Genomic DNA, 14,608 nt, shown 5'->3' with positions numbered 1-14,608 from the left:
GAACGCCGTCCGGCCACGGGTCCATTTCAGAAAAACGCCTGCAGACCGGTCTGCGCGCGGCCCAGGATCAGGGCATGAACATCATGCGTACCTTCGTAGGTGTTCACCGTCTCGAGGTTCAGCATGTGGCGGATCACCTGGAATTCGGCCGAGATGCCGTTTCCGCCGTGCATGTCGCGCGCCATCCGCGCGATCTCCAGCGCCTTGCCGCAGTTGTTGCGCTTGAGGATCGAGATCATCTCGGGTGCGCCCTGCGCCTCGTCCATCAGGCGTCCCACGCGCAGGCAGCCCTGCAGCCCAAGCGCAATTTCGGTCTGCATGTCGGCAAGTTTCTTTTGGAACAGTTGGGTCTGCGCGATGGGCTTTCCGAACTGCTTTCGGTCCAACCCGTACTGCCGCGCGGCGTGCCAGCAGAACTCGGCCGCGCCTAGCGCGCCCCAAGCGATGCCGTAGCGTGCGCGGTTCAAACATCCAAAGGGCCCTTTAAGCCCTTGAACATGAGGCAACAACGCCTCTTCGCCAACTTCGACGCCTTCCAGGACGATCTCACCGGTCACGCTGGCGCGCAGGCTCAGCTTGTTGGCCACCTTGGGCGCTGACAGGCCCGTGGCGCCCTTGTCCAGGACGAAGCCACGGATCTTGCCGTCATGGGCGTCGGACTTGGCCCAGACAACAAAGACATCCGCCACCGGCGCATTGGAGATCCACATCTTCGATCCGGTCAGGCGGTATCCGCCGTCGATTTTCTCGGCGCGGGTTTTCATGCTGCCCGGATCGCTGCCTGCGTCGGGTTCGGTCAGGCCGAAACAACCGATCCATTCGCCGCTGGCCAGTTTCGGAAGGTATTTCTTGCGCTGCTCTTCCGAGCCGTAGGCATAGATCGGATACATCACGAGGCTGGACTGCACCGACATCATCGAGCGATAGCCCGAGTCCACGCGCTCGATTTCCCGCGCGACAAGACCGTAGGAGACATAAGACCCGCCGAGGCCGCCATATTGCTCGGGTACGGTGATGCCGAGCAGGCCCATTTCACCCATCTCTGCAAAGATCGACGGGTCGACGGTTTCTTCCTCGAAGGCCTCGACGATACGCGGCGCGAGCTTTTCCTGGGCAAAGGCGCGCGCGCCCTCGGCAAGCATCCGTTCTTCTTCGCTCAACTGGTCTGCAAGGCGGAACGGATCTTCCCAGGTGAAACCACCCAGGTCCGGGGCATCCTTTGGTTTCAGTTCGGGTTTGGTCATCTCGTTCATGGCAGGCTCCTGTCCTTGGTTGGGCGCAGTATAGCTTGCACCTGTCGCATGGAAAAACGACAATATCGCAGGTATTCATGAGGATTGGGAATGCATCTGCCACCCCTGCCCGCCTTGCGCGCGCTCGAAGCGCTGGATCGCCTTGGCAGTGCCACTGCTGTCGCACAAGAGCTCAACCTGACGCAAAGCGCCGTCTCGCGCCAGCTCAAGACGCTTGAAGATCAATTGGGCGTCACGCTTTTCCTGCGTGGAAACAGGGCGTTGCGCCTCACTCCTCAGGCGCGCAGCTTTGCCGGCACGGTGCGCGAGACGCTTGATCGGCTCACAGAGGCGGCAATGGCGCTGCGCCTCGACCCTTCGGGTGGAGCTCTGAACCTTGCGATCCTGCCGAGTTTCGGGATGCGCTGGCTTGTGCCCCGTCTTCCGGATTTCACACGCCGCCATCCAGAGGTGACGGTAAACCTGACCACACGATTGCGCCCGTTCAACTTTGCCACCGAACCCCTTGATGCTGCATTGCATTTCGGCGCACCTGACTGGCCGGACACGCATCACCTGCGCCTGATGACCGAGACCGTGCAACCGCTTGCGGCACCGGCGCTAATGCCGGAAGGGCCGCTGCCGCTGGAGGCGCTGCGGCGCTTGCCGCTGTTGCATATACAGACCCGGCCGGATGCCTGGGCAGATTGGTTCACGACGCAGGGGCTGTCACCCGGGCCCTTGCCCGGTCCGACCTTCGACCAGTTCACCGCCATTCTGCAGGCCGCACTGCACGGGTTGGGTGTGGCACTCTTGCCCGATTACCTCAGCACTGCGGAGCGCGCGGCGGGCACGTTGCAACCCGCGCATGAGGCCGCGCCGGTCAGTCTGGGAGCCTATTACCTCGTCTGGCCGGCCGACCGTCCGGCGCCGCCCGCACTTGTTGCCTTTCGGGACTGGCTGGCGCTTTGCGCCGACGAAGAGGACATGCTGCCACGATAAGGGACGGTTGCGGCTTGCACCGCCCTGCCCTTCGCGCCAAAAACGCGGCAATGAAAACGCGTGACCCGGATATTCTCTGCATCGGTTCCGTCCTGTGGGACATGATCGGCCGCTGTGACCAGACCATGCAGGCCGGCAATGACAAGCCGGGCCGCATCCGTCTGATCCCCGGTGGCGTGGCGCTGAACATCGCCATGACACTGGCCGGACTTGGGATGCGGCCGGCGCTGCTTTCGGTGGTCGGACAGGATGCCGAAGGCACGGCGCTGGCGGCGGAATGCACGCGCTTGGGGCTGGATACGACTCATCTGACCCGCGCGGCGGACCTGCCCACGGATCGCTACATGGCGATCGAAACGCCGGAGGGGCTGCTGGCCGCCATTGCCGATGCGCATTCCCTGGAACAGGCCGGCGCCCGCATCCTGTCGCCGTTGATCGACGGGCCACTGGGGACACCTCAGGCCCCCTACGAAGGCCGTATCGCGTTGGACGGCAACCTGACAGAGGCCCTGCTGGCCGAGATCGCGGCGCACCCGGCCTTTGCCCGTGCCGATCTGCGCATCGCCCCCGCCAGCCCCGGCAAGGCAACGCGGCTCTCCGCCTTTCTGCGCGCGGGACGCGGGACGCTTTATGTCAACCTCGAAGAAGCGTGCCTGCTCTGCGAGGCGCCGCTGACCAATGCCGCCGAAGCCGCGCGGGCCTTGGTCGAACGGGGGGCCGCGCGGGCGCTGGTCACGCATGGTGGCGCGCCCTGTTGCGACGCGACGGCGGATGCCAGCCATACGGAGACCCCGCCGCCCGTCACAGTGACCCGCGTCACCGGCGCGGGCGATACCTTCATGGCGGCGCATATCGCCGCTGAACGCGACGGCTTTGACCGGCCCGAAGCCCTGCGCCGCGCGCTGGCCGCCGCCGCGACCCATGTTTCCGGAGGAACCTAACGATGAGCCCGTTCAAATGCTCTCACGCCGTGGCCGAGGCCCTGGCCGATGGCCGCCCCGTGGTGGCGCTGGAAAGCACCATCGTCACCCACGGCATGCCCTGGCCGCAAAACCTTGAGGTGGCGCGCCGGGTCGAGGCGACGGTGCGCGAAAACGGCGCAGTGCCGGCCACAATCGCGGTGATCGAAGGCACGCTCTATGTCGGGCTGGAAGATGCCCAGCTGGAGTCTCTGGCGCAGTCGAAGAAGGTGGCCAAACTGTCGCGTGCGGACATGGCCGTCTGCATGGCGCGCGGTGGCACCGGGGCGACCACCGTTGCGGCCACGATGATCGCCGCGCAACTCGCAGGGATCGAGATCTTTGCCACCGGCGGCATCGGCGGCGTTCATCGCGGCGCCGAGACCAGCTTTGACATCTCCGCCGATCTGCAGGAACTGGCAGAGACCCGCGTGACCGTCGTCGCGGCGGGTGCCAAGGCCATTCTCGACCTGCCCAAGACCCTTGAGAGGCTGGAAACCCTTGGCGTCCCTGTCATGGCCTATGGCCAGGACCAGCTTCCCGCTTTCTGGTCGCGCGAGGCGGGCCTGCGGGCGCCGCAGCGCGCCGACAGTCCGGCAGAGATCGCCGCGGCGCACCGTATGCGCGCTCGGTTGGGTCTGCCTGGCGGGCAGCTTGTCGCCAACCCTATTCCCGCCGAGGCCGAGATCCCGCGCGAAACCCTGGCCCCGATCATCGCCGAAGCAACACGCGACGCGGAAACCCACGGAATCGCGGGCAAGGACCTGACACCCTACCTGCTGCAACGCATCTACGAACTGTCCGGGGGGCGCTCGCTCGAGGCCAACATCGCGCTGGTTCTCAACAACGCCCGGCTGGCCGCCGGAATTGCGCAGGAATTGAGCGCCCTGCCCGCCTGATCGTCTTTCGAATGCAAAGCCCATTGTAGAGCCCGCGCGATGCACCTACTTTCGTCTCAATCGTCCCGGGACCTGCGATGACCACACCATTCGAGCCTACAACCCGCAAGCGGCCGGGTCTTTTCACGCGGCTGCGCACGTCTTTCCTGACCGGTATCGTGGTGATCGCACCGGTCGGTCTGACCGTATGGCTGATCTGGACCGTTGTCGGCTGGGTTGACGGGTTCGTCTGGCCCTTCGTGCCGGATGCCTACCAACCCAATGCGCTGCTCAATCGCTGGATGACCGGCCCCGACGGGCCGCGTCTTCCGTGGTTGTTCGACCTGCTTGACGCGGATGACGATGGCCGGATCGAGGTCAACGTGCGCGGCCTCGGCGTCTTTGTCTTCCTGTTCTTCACAATCGTCGTCGGCTGGATCGCCAAGGGGCTGATCGGTCGATCGATGATCAATTTCGCCGAAAGCCTGGTGGAGCGCACGCCTGTGGTGCGGTCGATCTACTCGGGCATCAAGCAGTTGGCCGAAACCATCTTTGCCCAGAGCGAGCGCAGCTTTGAAAAGGCCTGCCTGATCGAATACCCGCGCAAGGGCATCTGGGCGATCGGGTTCATTTCGACCGTGGCCAAGGGCGAGGTCGCTCGTCGAGCCATCACCAGCGGGGAGCTGGTGTCGGTCTTCGTGCCGACCACGCCCAACCCGACCTCGGGGTTCCTGTTGTTCTTCCCCAAGGAAGATGTGATCGAGCTGGACATGAGCCTTGAGGACGCAGCCAAGCTGGTGATTTCGGCAGGGCTTGTCTATCCCAACGGGCAGGACGCCAAACAGGCGCTCGAGGCGCAGTTCCGCAAAGCGTCCTGAGGTAGTATCGACGTCAGCTGAACATCGCCCGCAAATCCGCCGTCTGACGGTGCCCCAGATCGCCCTTGTGGCTGTCCAGGAACCGTCCGGCCGCGCGGCGTCCGGCCTCTTTCAACTGGGCGATCACGGTGGGCACGGGCACCATCTTTGTCGCCACCGAAAGCGCGTTCATCAGCGCGTCGTCGGCGATCATGTGAATGCGCAGGTCCTTCATCGTTCCCGGCGTCAGCGCGCCGGTTTGCAAAAGCCTTTGCACGAAATCGATCGCCCGCAGTTCGCGCAGAAGCGAGGCGTTGAAACTGATCTCGTTGATCCGGTTCTGGATCTCTGGCGGGCTGACCGGGGTCTTGTCGCGCAGAAGCGGGTTGATGTTCACCACGATCACGTCGTCGGGCAGGTGCTTTTCGAACAGCGGAAACAGCGCCGGATTGCCGGTATACCCCCCGTCCCAGAAGGGTTCCATGGTGCCGGTCTGCGGGTCCTCCAGTTCGACCGCCTGGAAAAGTGTCGGCAGACAGGCCGACGCCATGATCACCCGCGTGTTGAGCTGGTCGCCGGAGAACACCCGGATCTTGCCGTCGCGCACCTGGGTCGCGCAGACATAGAATTCCGGCCCCTCATGGGCACAGACCCGGTCAAAGTCGAACCGTTCGACGATCTTTTCCAGTGGGTTCCGGTAGAGGGGCCCCCAGGCGTAGGGCGAAACCATCCGCCCGACAGCCTCACCCCAGCTATAGGGAAGCGAATACTCCAGGCTCTTGCTGACCACCTCCGGGTGCGGCATCCAGCCTTGCAGCCAGTCGGGCATGGCCTCGTCCCGCAGGGCGCCGATCTGGGACCAAAGCCAGTCCAGCATCTCGCGCGCGCCCTCGTGGCCGCCCGCCAACATGCCCGATTTCAGTGCCGCACCGTTCAGTGCCCCGGCCGATGTGCCGGTGATGGCCGAGATCTCGATCTCGGACTCTTCCAGCAGGCGATCCAGCACGCCCCAGGTAAAGGCGCCGTGCGCGCCGCCGCCTTGCAGGGCCAGATTGATGCGAACGGACTTCGCCATGCGCCGCGCTCCCGTGCTTGCTTGGTTTCGGAAATGCCTTGGGGTGTATGTGCCGAAGGCCCGGAGGGGGTGAGCCCCCTCCTGCCCCGCTAGGTCACAGTGCGGTCCAGCCGCCGTCGACGCTGATCGTCGTGCCGGTGATCTGCGCCGCCGCGTCGGAACAGAGGAAGACCGCGGTACCGCCCAGTTGTTCGACCGTGGCGAATTCCTTGGACGGCTGGCGCTTCAGCATCACCTCCTTGATCACGGTTTCCCGGTCCATGTCGTATTCCTTCATGGTGTCGGGGATCTGTGCCTCGACCAGCGGTGTCAGCACGTAGCCCGGGCAGATCGCGTTGGCGGTGATCGGTTCCTCGGCGGTTTCCAGCGCCGCGGTCTTGGTCAGGCCGACGATACCGTGTTTGGCGGCGATATAGGCGCTTTTGTAGGGCGAGGCGGTCAGACCATGCGCCGAGGCGATGTTGACGATGCGACCCCATCCGGCGGCACGCATTTTCGGCAGCGCGGCAGCCGTCGTATGAAAGGCCGAGGACAGGTTGATCGCGATGATCGCGTCCCATTTTTCCGCCGGGAACTGGTCGATTGGGGCAACGTGCTGGATGCCCGCGTTGTTGATCAGGATATCGCAGGCGCCTGCCGTTTCGACCAGCGCGCGGCATTCATCCGGCTTGGACATGTCGGCCTTGATATAGCGCGCCTCGACGCCGTGTTCCTCGGCGATGGATTTCGCCAGGGCGTGATCTTCGTCGGAATCGGTGAAGGAATTGATCACCACCGAAGCCCCTGCCTTTGCCATCTCGTGCGCGATGCCAAGGCCGATGCCCGAGTTCGATCCGGTGATGATGGCGGTCTTTCCCTGAAGCGACATGTAGGCTCCCCGATGCTGGTTGTGTTCGCAGATGCAGCATAGTCCTGGACGCGGCGGTATGCACCCGCTCAATCACCGAGGTCCGGGGGAAATTCGGGAAGGCACCGGCGGGAACTTGCGCAGGTCGAAATGCCGCGCACGACCCCCATGACCGGGCACAGAAACCTGTGACACCATGCCTGTCGAATGGGCAAAAAAAACCCCGGCGCAAGGCCGGGGTTCAGTCATTGAGGCAGGTTTCATACAGGCAAGAAACCTATCGAGCAGTGCCCTCTGTATAAGCTTTTCGCCGCGTGAGTCCAAGCTAAAAGTTTGAAAAGGCGTAAAAGGAGCGATACGTTCCCCTCCAAGAAAACAAGGGCAGACAGGGATCGTTGCCAAAATGCGCGTAAATTTTTTCCGAAATCGGGTCGCAAAAATCGTCGCAGCCGGAGCGATTCTTTCCGCAGGCAGCCTGTGGGCGGACCCGCAGCATGGCATAGCTATGTATGGGGACCCGCAGCTTCCACCCGATTTTGTGTCGCTCCCCTACGCCAATCCGGAGGCGCCGACAGGTGGCCGGATCGTCACCGGAGAGCTTGGTAGCTACGACAGCCTCAATCCGCTCATCCTGAAAGGCTCTGCACCCTGGCAGTTGCGCTTTCTGGTTTACGAAAGCCTGATGGGCCGGAACTACGACGAACCATTCTCTCTTTACGGTCTTCTGGCCGAATCGATAGAGGTCGGGCCGAATCGCGAATGGGTTGAATTCACCCTCCGTCCCGAGGCCGAATTCTCCGACGGCTCCCCGGTGACGGTCGAGGATGTCATGTGGTCCTACGAGACGTTGGGCACCAAGGGACACCCGCGCTACCTCGGTCTCTGGGGCAAGGTCGAGAGCATGGAGCAGACCGGCGAGCGCTCCGTGCGTTTCACCTTCAACGAAGAAAACCCGGAACTGGCCCTGATCATCGGCATGCGCCCGATCCTGAAAAAGGCCCAGTGGGAAGCGTTGGATTTCGAAAATTCCAGCCTCGACCTCGTGCCGATCACCTCGGCGCCCTATGTCATTGGGGATTACGAGGCCGGCCGCTATGTCGAGTTGAACCGTAACCCGGATTATTGGGGCAAGGACGTCAACTTTCGCCGGGGCACCAACAACCTGGATACCATCCGGCTGGAATTCTTTGCGGACGATACCGCGTTGTTCGAGGCCTTCAAGGCCGGGATCATCAACACCATCCGCGAGACCAACGCCGAGAAATGGAAGACCCAGTACGATTTCCCGGCAGTCCGCAACGGCGACATCGTCAAATCCGAGATCGCGCATGAGCGCCCCACCGGGATCACCGGTTTCGTCATGAACACGCGGCGCCCCAAGTTCGCCGACTGGCATGTGCGCGACGCGCTGATCCACGCCTTCAACTTCGAATACATCAACGACACGCTGACCGGCGGCGCGCAGCCGCGCATCACCTCCTATTACGGCAACTCTTTGCTGGGTATGCGTGACGGCCCGGCCGAAGGGCGGGTCAGGGAGTTGCTGACACCCTTTGCGGACGAGCTGCTGCCCGGAGCGCTGGAAGGCTACACCCTGCCCGTTTCCGATGGCAGCCCACGCAATCGCGAAAACCTGGCGAAGGCCATCGACCTCATGGCGGAGGCCGGCTGGACGGTGCAGGACGGGGTGATGAAGAACGCCGCGGGCGAGCCCTTCACCTTCGACATCCTGTTGCAGCAGGGCCAGGGCGAAAACGTCGCCATGGCCGAGATCTTCATTCGCGCGCTCGAGCGTATCGGCATCACCGCCGAAGTGACGATGATCGACCCGGCACAATACAAGGAACGCACCAACCAGTTCGATTTCGACATGACCAGCTTTCGGCGCGGTCTCTCGCTCAGCCCCGGCAATGAGCAGTTCCTCTACTGGGGCAGCGAGGGTGCCGACCAGGAAGGCTCCCGCAACTGGATGGGGATGAAGTCGGCCGCGGCGGATGCCATGATCAATGCCCTGTTGAGTGCGCAAAGCCGCGACGACTTCCTCGCCGCTGCCCGCGCGCTGGACCGTGTTTTGATCAGCGGTCGCTACGTGATCCCGGTGCAGGACAAATACGCCGTCAGCCGCATTGCCCACGCCAAGGAACTGACCTTTCCCAAGGATGACTTGCCGATCTATGGTGATTGGCTGGGCTTTCAGCCTGATGTATGGTGGTGGGAGGACGAGTGATCTCGTCCCTCACCTGACGGCGACAAGACCGGACAAGAGGCAGATATGAGAGTGGTTTTCGTGATCGCGCTGGCCGCAGGGCTGGCAGGATGTGGCACCGTCGACGGATTCGGGCAGGATATTTCCGCCGGGGCACGGACGGTACAGAGCTGGTTCTGACCAGGCACTGTTCCTTGGCATCATCGAAGGCGCGCTGTTGGCCCCCGCGCGCCTATTGCTGGTGGGCGTCGTTACAACATGCCCTTGCACCTGCTGGGCGATCCATCCTTGCCCAGGTGATGAGGATTCAGGACGATGATCCAGCGCACGGGCTGGCCCGGTGCCTGCGTTCGGCGATAGGTGCAGCCATCGGGCGTTGTCATGTAGTCACCCTGCGGCACCGCGTACCCCTGCGTGCCGACAAATGGCTGAGCCTGCGCAAAGACCATCGTCTTGGGCGTCTCGGCGTCGGTGGTGCTGAACGTGGCAAGCTCAATGGTTGCGGCGGCGACAAGCGGCAAGATGGCCATCTGGGAACTCCTGAGATTGGTCTGCGGGCAAGCTGACCCAGAGTCCTTTCAGCCAGATGACCGCGGCTCGGCGAAACCGTGGCGTATCCAAAGGATTTTACAAATACTGCGCTGACAGAGGTTCTGGCGGGCCGCGGTTCACAGCGCGATGACGATATCGGCACGCAGCCCGCCGAGGCTCTTGCTTTCGCCAAGGCGCAGAACGCCCCCGTGCGCCCGCGCGATGTCCGCCGCAATCGCCAGACCCAGCCCGACACCAGAGCCACGATCCTGGTTGCGTGCCGGGTCCAGCCGGACGAAGGGCCGCAACGCATCCTCGCGCCGGTCGGCCGGAATGCCCGGGCCGTCATCTTCTACTCGAATGCGCAAAGACCCGTCGGTCAACTGCACCGACACGCGACAGGCCGAGGCGTAGCGGCGTGCGTTCGCCATGAGGTTCTCGACCGCACGGCGCAAGGCGCGCGGACGCAGCATCGCCGTCCCCTCGCCCTGCATTTCCCCAAGCTCGACCTTTTGCCCGCCACGCTGCGCATCCTCGACGATCCTCTGGATCAGCGCAAAGGGATCGGTCTGTTCCGAGGTGTCGGTCTCTGCATCCCCGCGTGCGAAGTCGAGGAAGGCGTCGATCAACTGCTGCATCTCTTCGACATCACGTTCCAGCGGTTCGCGGTCTTCATCGTCCAGCAGCGAGAGGCCCAGCCGGAGCCGTGTCATGGGGGTACGCAGGTCGTGACTGACCCCCGACAACATCATGGTGCGTTGTTCGATATGTCGTTCGATCCGGTCCCGCATTTCCAGAAAGGCATGACCGGCGGCCCGCACCTCCGTAGCGCCGGCCGGCGAGTAGCGCATGTGACGCCCCTTGCCAAAAGCCTCTGCCGCGGCCGCCAGCCGGGTGATCGGCCTTAGCTGGTTGCGCATGTAGAGAAAGGCGATGAGCGTCATCAGCGCGCCGAAGAAGGCCATGTTCACGAACAACTGGTGCGGGTTCGAGGCAGAGACACGGGATCGTTCGAGGCTGGCCCGGTAAAGTTGGTCGTCACGACGCAGGAACAGAACCACTTCTCGGTCGCTGGGTAGCAATATGCGTTCCAGCGCCGGGATCCGCATGTCCAGTTCGCGGATTACCACAAGCCCGGTGAAATCGTACCAGCGTCGATGATTGCCGTCCGGCAACGCGTCATCCGGTACGGCTCTTGGGCGAATGCTCAGCCGCATCCCGTTGGACTGGTCCGGCAAGTCTGCGACCACCAGATTGACCTCGCGCGCCAGTTCCTTGCTCATCTGGACAGTGACGCCTTCGAAATGACGCTGGATGAAGACGACCGACACGACCAGTTGCAGCGCCACCACCGGCAGCACGAGGATCAGTGCGGCACGGCCATACAGGCTGCGGGGCATATATCGTTTGAGCCAGCGGAAGAACATGCGCTAAGCCTAGCCCGCGCCGCCCCGGCCCGCCATCGCCAAAAGGACCATCCGATGCAGGACCCGCAACCCGATTTCCAGCCCCGGCCGGGCGTTGCCGAAGAGCTTTCGCCGGGCCTGCGCCGTGTCGTGGCGCCGAACCCCTCGCCGATGACCTTTCGCGGTACCAATACCTACCTGCTTGGGACCGGCGGCATCGCGGTAATCGATCCGGGGCCGGAGGATCCGGCCCACCTGCAGGCCTTGTTGGACGCGCTGAGCCCGGGGCAGGAAATCACGCATATCCTGGTGACCCATGCTCACCTGGACCATTCCCCCCTCGCCCGCGAACTCTCGCGCCGCACAGGGGCGCCGGTTCTGGGTTTCGGCCCGGCCGAAGCCGGGCGCAGCGCGGTCATGCAGAAACTCGCCGCCGAGGGGCTGGTCGGGGGCGGTGAAGGCGTCGACACGGCCTTTGTTCCGGATATAGCGCTGTCCGATGGCGACAGGATTGCCGGGGACGGCTGGACCGTCGAAGCCCTGCATACGCCGGGACACATGGCCAATCATCTGTCCTTTGCCTGGGGTGATATCCTGTTCTCCGGGGATCTCGTGATGGGCTGGGCAACCTCGCTGGTTTCGCCTCCCGACGGGGATCTGACCGCCTTCATGTCTTCGCTGGAACGCCTGCAAGAGCGGCCGTGGTCCCTGTTCCATGCCGGCCACGGCGCGCCGGTGCCCGCGCCCGCCGAGAGGCTTGCGGCGCTTCTGACGCACCGTCGCGGCCGCGAATCCGCCATCCTCTCGGCGCTGGCCCATGCCCCCGCCACCGCTCGCGACCTGGCCGAGCGGATCTATACCGACGTCCCGCCCGCCCTTCTTCCGGCAGCCAGCCGGAACGTCCTGGCTCACCTCATTGATCTGACGTCGAAATCACGTGTTGCCCCGGTCGGAGAACTGTCCGTCGATGCCGTTTTCCGTCCAATCTGATGCGGCAAACAAAAAACCTCATTTTTGTGACGAAACCCTCTGGACGCCCGGATTCCACATTGTTATAGACCGCCGCATGTTCCGGCGTAGCTCAGCGGTAGAGCAGTTGACTGTTAATCAATTGGTCGTAGGTTCGATCCCTACCGCCGGAGCCAAAAATCCCTGAAAATACAGAGATTTATGAGCAGCCCCTTCGGGGTCTTTCTCATTTTTGGCGCTCTGGGGAACACTGGGGGAACCGAACTTCTTGTGAACCGAGGCGCGCAAGTCACGGAAATTTGACATAAGGGTATGATGGTTGCATCGTTTTGAGACCAGATGGGGGGTAGCTATGCATAGATTTCAGTTTGTTCTTTCCGGTGCACTTGCACTGGCAAGCATTGCCGAGGCGGGAACCATTGACGGCGCATACGTTGGATGCCTTACCAAATCATCTCTCGACGAATTTATTACCGCAGCAACCAATAACGACATGCGTCACATGCGGGCCCTGATCGGAACGGTTTGTGCTCCATTGGATGGTCGAGAATTTTCAATAGTGGATCGTGGATTCACGAGAAGCCAAATCCGAGTATACACAGATGACAGCAGCGTCCTACTGTGGACCGTCTCAGAGGCCGTAAAGTAGCAACCTCCCCCAAATCCTGCGTAGCTAGTATTTCTCGGCTGACCGGATCTTAGCACGGCCAGTTTGGCAAGTGGATCGAAGCCGAGTTCGGGATGAGTGATCGGCAAGCCGAACGGTTCGTATCCGTCGCCGAACGGTTCGCAGGCAAACTCGACATTATGTCGGGTTTGAGCCCGACGGCCCTCTATGCCCTTGCCGCTCCGTCGACACCGGACGCGGCCCGAGAGGCTACCCCCTGACATACCCCGCCCGCCGGAACCTGTCCTTCTCAGTCAGGAACACCGCTCTCACCCGCTGTTCCGACACTTCCGCCAGGTCGCAGACCTCGGCAAAGTCCAGCGACCAGACGTAGCCGCCGCCGTGCTTCGCTTCGTCCTGAAGGGCGGCGACCAGCACCGACAACCACAGCCGCCGCTCGGCTCCGTTCACTCGGCTACCGGTTTCCGTGTTAGTGTCTCGAAGACCGGGAACGCTTCGGTCGCGATGGCCTCGCGGGCATCCCGGCTCAGCCGAATACTGCGGGGTTCCTTGGTCTGGACTACCATCGGCGGCCAGACGGTCAGACCGCCAGTTGCCAGCTTCACCAGCACTGCTCCTTCGCAGCTCAGGAAGTCCAAGCTGAAATCAAGGTTCACGATCACCATGTCGCCGTTGCGGCGAGGCTTTGGCTCATCAATGACCCGGATCCCACGGATTGAAACCTTCATGCCTTATGCTCCCAATCGACCAAGTTCAGCGCCGTCGCCGGATCGACCCCGGCTTCTTTGGCCAGGGCCAGCGCCTGGATCACGGTTGCCGCAGCCCGGGCACGTCCGCCCGCATCGAAGGCCTGCAAGGGCCGCATCACGTCCAGCGTGACCGGCTGGCCCAGCTTTTCGGATGCCTCCTCCGCGATGCCCTCTGCGATCGGCTGCAGCATCCATTGCGCCAGGTGCCGTTGGCCTTCCCGGATCAAGGGGCCGGTCGCGGCCGGGCTCAACATTGCAGGCAGGATTCCGAAGGCGAGACAGATCGCCCCCCGCGCGTCCTCGAGCGCCTGCGCGAGCTGCGCCTTCTCCAGGTCCGGTGTCAGGTCAGACGGGCGCCAGTCCTGGGCAGGCGCCGGGCCACCCGCTGCGGCGACGGTCACGGACTCTCTCAGGAGCACCCGGCCACGTCGCCCGCGGAACCCGCGCGCCATGGCCTCGGAGTCGACGTCCGGGTTTTCCGGGAACGGCACAACCTGCGACCCAAGCGGTGCATCCGTGAAGATTTCCGACAGCGCGGACTCGATTGCCTGCAAGGTGCCAGCGGTCAACTGGCATCGCTTGAGCGGCGCCTGTCCTGCCCAGGGAGCGATTGGATCGACCCCCAACCTGAAATGCAGCACTTCGGCCGCCAGCGCGGTCTCTGTGCGTCCTCCGCCCGCTTCACTCACCGAAACACGGTACGCCGTCGCTCTGCCGTTCCGAGTTCTCAAATCCCAGTCAGCGCATGGCACAAGACCTTCGTCGCGGATCAGGAAGACAGCCTCACCCCGCAACGCCAGGCCGCGCGCGATCATCGCCAGGGCGCGCCTGTCTAGGAGATCGGTCCCGGTCACGTCGGCGACCAATAACCCGTTCTCCCAGTGCGAGACGCAGGTTTGCGCCGTCGCGGTCAACTCGCCGATGCCTCGCGTGCCCGAAATGTAGCTCTCGCGTGCGGTCATGATTTCGGCTGTGAAGCCGCTCGCCGCCGCCCTGGTCTCGACAACCGGCGCCGGATCGGGCTTCTTCTTGAACCATCCGAACATTGTCACACCCTCCGATAGGGACGCAGCAGATCCGCCGCGCCGCTGTTCTGAAGCGCCCGCGCCTTCCAGGTCGGGGCGCGTTCCACGCGCTCTCTCTCGCCGTCGCGCTCGAGCTCCCAAGCCGATGCGCCTTGGAATCCCATGACTGTCAATCGGCACGCAATCTTGACCCCCTATCGGCATCCAAAAATGACCCCGTTGGAGCGCACGGTAGCTGGCCCGA

The 14,608-nt window shown here is 63.3% G+C and carries 15 protein-coding genes and 1 tRNA gene; 8 read left to right on the top strand and 8 right to left on the bottom strand.

Going from position 1 to position 14,608, the window contains the following annotated elements; genetic code table 11:
• Positions 1 to 26: 26 nt before the first annotated feature.
• The gene (locus tag RBB42_RS27185; protein ID WP_371931824.1) at positions 27 to 1,253 is read right to left on the bottom strand and encodes an acyl-CoA dehydrogenase; all 1,227 of its coding nucleotides are present in this window, start codon (positions 1,251 to 1,253) and stop codon (positions 27 to 29) included.
• Between the two features lie 90 nt (positions 1,254 to 1,343).
• Between RBB42_RS27185 and RBB42_RS27180 the strand changes: the two genes are divergently transcribed.
• The 4 genes from RBB42_RS27180 (at position 1,344) to RBB42_RS27165 (ending at position 4,949) form a co-directional block, all read left to right on the top strand.
• Positions 1,344 to 2,234 (top strand): LysR substrate-binding domain-containing protein, encoded by an 891-nt coding sequence (locus RBB42_RS27180; RefSeq protein WP_305972505.1) that lies wholly within the window; start codon positions 1,344 to 1,346, stop codon positions 2,232 to 2,234.
• 50 nt (positions 2,235 to 2,284) lie between these two features.
• Positions 2,285 to 3,175, top strand: a complete 891-nt coding sequence (locus tag RBB42_RS27175; RefSeq protein ID WP_305972506.1) for a PfkB family carbohydrate kinase — start codon at positions 2,285 to 2,287, stop codon at positions 3,173 to 3,175.
• A 2-nt stretch (positions 3,176 to 3,177) separates the two neighbouring features.
• On the top strand, positions 3,178 to 4,092 hold the full coding sequence (locus tag RBB42_RS27170; protein WP_305972507.1) for a pseudouridine-5'-phosphate glycosidase: 915 nt from the start codon (positions 3,178 to 3,180) through the stop codon (positions 4,090 to 4,092).
• 77 nt (positions 4,093 to 4,169) lie between these two features.
• On the top strand, positions 4,170 to 4,949 hold the full coding sequence (locus RBB42_RS27165) for a DUF502 domain-containing protein (RefSeq protein WP_305972508.1): 780 nt from the start codon (positions 4,170 to 4,172) through the stop codon (positions 4,947 to 4,949).
• A gap of 13 nt (positions 4,950 to 4,962) precedes the next feature.
• Here RBB42_RS27165 and RBB42_RS27160 read toward each other — a convergent pair whose 3' ends face one another.
• Together RBB42_RS27160 and RBB42_RS27155 are read right to left on the bottom strand one after the other, a co-directional pair.
• A complete protein-coding gene (locus RBB42_RS27160) occupies positions 4,963 to 6,003 on the bottom strand; it encodes a patatin-like phospholipase family protein (RefSeq protein ID WP_305972509.1) in 1,041 nt (346 codons plus the stop codon).
• Positions 6,004 to 6,097: 94 nt separating this feature from the next.
• Positions 6,098 to 6,871 carry a 3-hydroxybutyrate dehydrogenase gene (locus RBB42_RS27155; RefSeq protein WP_305972510.1) on the bottom strand — a complete coding sequence of 258 codons (774 nt, stop codon included), beginning with the start codon at positions 6,869 to 6,871 and terminating at the stop codon, positions 6,098 to 6,100.
• A gap of 382 nt (positions 6,872 to 7,253) precedes the next feature.
• On the opposite strand from RBB42_RS27155, the gene RBB42_RS27150 reads away from it, so the two are divergent.
• Positions 7,254 to 9,077 carry an extracellular solute-binding protein gene (locus RBB42_RS27150; RefSeq protein WP_305972511.1) on the top strand — a complete coding sequence of 608 codons (1,824 nt, stop codon included), beginning with the start codon at positions 7,254 to 7,256 and terminating at the stop codon, positions 9,075 to 9,077.
• A gap of 45 nt (positions 9,078 to 9,122) precedes the next feature.
• Positions 9,123 to 9,236, top strand: coding sequence for an entericidin EcnA/B family protein (locus RBB42_RS27145; protein ID WP_305972512.1), 114 nt, complete (start codon positions 9,123 to 9,125; stop codon positions 9,234 to 9,236).
• A 71-nt stretch (positions 9,237 to 9,307) separates the two neighbouring features.
• Here RBB42_RS27145 and RBB42_RS27140 read toward each other — a convergent pair whose 3' ends face one another.
• A complete protein-coding gene (locus RBB42_RS27140) occupies positions 9,308 to 9,586 on the bottom strand; it encodes a hypothetical protein (RefSeq protein ID WP_305972513.1) in 279 nt (92 codons plus the stop codon).
• A 138-nt stretch (positions 9,587 to 9,724) separates the two neighbouring features.
• Entirely contained in the window at positions 9,725 to 11,014 is a 1,290-nt protein-coding gene (locus RBB42_RS27135; protein WP_305972514.1) for an ATP-binding protein, read from the bottom strand.
• 54 nt (positions 11,015 to 11,068) lie between these two features.
• Here RBB42_RS27135 and RBB42_RS27130 point away from each other — a divergent pair, with 54 nt between their 5' ends.
• Together RBB42_RS27130 and RBB42_RS27125 are read left to right on the top strand one after the other, a co-directional pair.
• The gene (locus RBB42_RS27130) at positions 11,069 to 11,983 is read left to right on the top strand and encodes an MBL fold metallo-hydrolase (RefSeq protein ID WP_305972515.1); all 915 of its coding nucleotides are present in this window, start codon (positions 11,069 to 11,071) and stop codon (positions 11,981 to 11,983) included.
• An 80-nt stretch (positions 11,984 to 12,063) separates the two neighbouring features.
• A tRNA-Asn gene (locus tag RBB42_RS27125) sits at positions 12,064 to 12,138 on the top strand.
• 701 nt (positions 12,139 to 12,839) lie between these two features.
• Here RBB42_RS27125 and RBB42_RS27120 read toward each other — a convergent pair.
• The 3 genes from RBB42_RS27120 to RBB42_RS27110 are packed head-to-tail and all read right to left on the bottom strand — an operon-like array spanning position 12,840 to position 14,385.
• Positions 12,840 to 13,040, bottom strand: coding sequence for a hypothetical protein (locus RBB42_RS27120; RefSeq protein WP_305972516.1), 201 nt, complete (start codon positions 13,038 to 13,040; stop codon positions 12,840 to 12,842).
• A complete protein-coding gene (locus RBB42_RS27115; RefSeq protein ID WP_305972517.1) occupies positions 13,037 to 13,318 on the bottom strand; it encodes a hypothetical protein in 282 nt (93 codons plus the stop codon). The genes RBB42_RS27120 and RBB42_RS27115 overlap by 4 nt, the downstream gene beginning before the upstream one ends.
• The gene (locus RBB42_RS27110) at positions 13,315 to 14,385 is read right to left on the bottom strand and encodes a phage portal protein (RefSeq protein WP_305972518.1); all 1,071 of its coding nucleotides are present in this window, start codon (positions 14,383 to 14,385) and stop codon (positions 13,315 to 13,317) included. The genes RBB42_RS27115 and RBB42_RS27110 overlap by 4 nt, the downstream gene beginning before the upstream one ends.
• Positions 14,386 to 14,608: the final 223 nt, after the last annotated feature.

Origin of the sequence: Mameliella sp. MMSF_3455, assembly GCF_030733205.1 — a bacterium.
GTDB lineage: Bacteria > Pseudomonadota > Alphaproteobacteria > Rhodobacterales > Rhodobacteraceae > Antarctobacter.
Note: the sequence above shows the minus strand (reverse complement) of the source record. Positions and strands in the feature narration are given on the sequence as shown.

What these genes read in the sequence shown, in the direction of transcription:
- RBB42_RS27185 (WP_371931824.1), bottom strand. Translation starts at nt 1,253, where the DNA reads ATGAACGAGATGACCAAACCCGAACTGAAACCAAAGGATGCCCCGGAC.
- RBB42_RS27180 (WP_305972505.1), top strand. Translation starts at nt 1,344, where the DNA reads ATGCATCTGCCACCCCTGCCCGCCTTGCGCGCGCTCGAAGCGCTGGAT.
- RBB42_RS27175 (WP_305972506.1), top strand. Translation starts at nt 2,285, where the DNA reads ATGAAAACGCGTGACCCGGATATTCTCTGCATCGGTTCCGTCCTGTGG.
- RBB42_RS27170 (WP_305972507.1), top strand. Translation starts at nt 3,178, where the DNA reads ATGAGCCCGTTCAAATGCTCTCACGCCGTGGCCGAGGCCCTGGCCGAT.
- RBB42_RS27165 (WP_305972508.1), top strand. Translation starts at nt 4,170, where the DNA reads ATGACCACACCATTCGAGCCTACAACCCGCAAGCGGCCGGGTCTTTTC.
- RBB42_RS27160 (WP_305972509.1), bottom strand. Translation starts at nt 6,003, where the DNA reads ATGGCGAAGTCCGTTCGCATCAATCTGGCCCTGCAAGGCGGCGGCGCG.
- RBB42_RS27155 (WP_305972510.1), bottom strand. Translation starts at nt 6,871, where the DNA reads ATGTCGCTTCAGGGAAAGACCGCCATCATCACCGGATCGAACTCGGGC.
- RBB42_RS27150 (WP_305972511.1), top strand. Translation starts at nt 7,254, where the DNA reads ATGCGCGTAAATTTTTTCCGAAATCGGGTCGCAAAAATCGTCGCAGCC.
- RBB42_RS27145 (WP_305972512.1), top strand. Translation starts at nt 9,123, where the DNA reads ATGAGAGTGGTTTTCGTGATCGCGCTGGCCGCAGGGCTGGCAGGATGT.
- RBB42_RS27140 (WP_305972513.1), bottom strand. Translation starts at nt 9,586, where the DNA reads ATGGCCATCTTGCCGCTTGTCGCCGCCGCAACCATTGAGCTTGCCACG.
- RBB42_RS27135 (WP_305972514.1), bottom strand. Translation starts at nt 11,014, where the DNA reads ATGTTCTTCCGCTGGCTCAAACGATATATGCCCCGCAGCCTGTATGGC.
- RBB42_RS27130 (WP_305972515.1), top strand. Translation starts at nt 11,069, where the DNA reads ATGCAGGACCCGCAACCCGATTTCCAGCCCCGGCCGGGCGTTGCCGAA.
- RBB42_RS27115 (WP_305972517.1), bottom strand. Translation starts at nt 13,318, where the DNA reads ATGAAGGTTTCAATCCGTGGGATCCGGGTCATTGATGAGCCAAAGCCT.
- RBB42_RS27110 (WP_305972518.1), bottom strand. Translation starts at nt 14,385, where the DNA reads ATGTTCGGATGGTTCAAGAAGAAGCCCGATCCGGCGCCGGTTGTCGAG.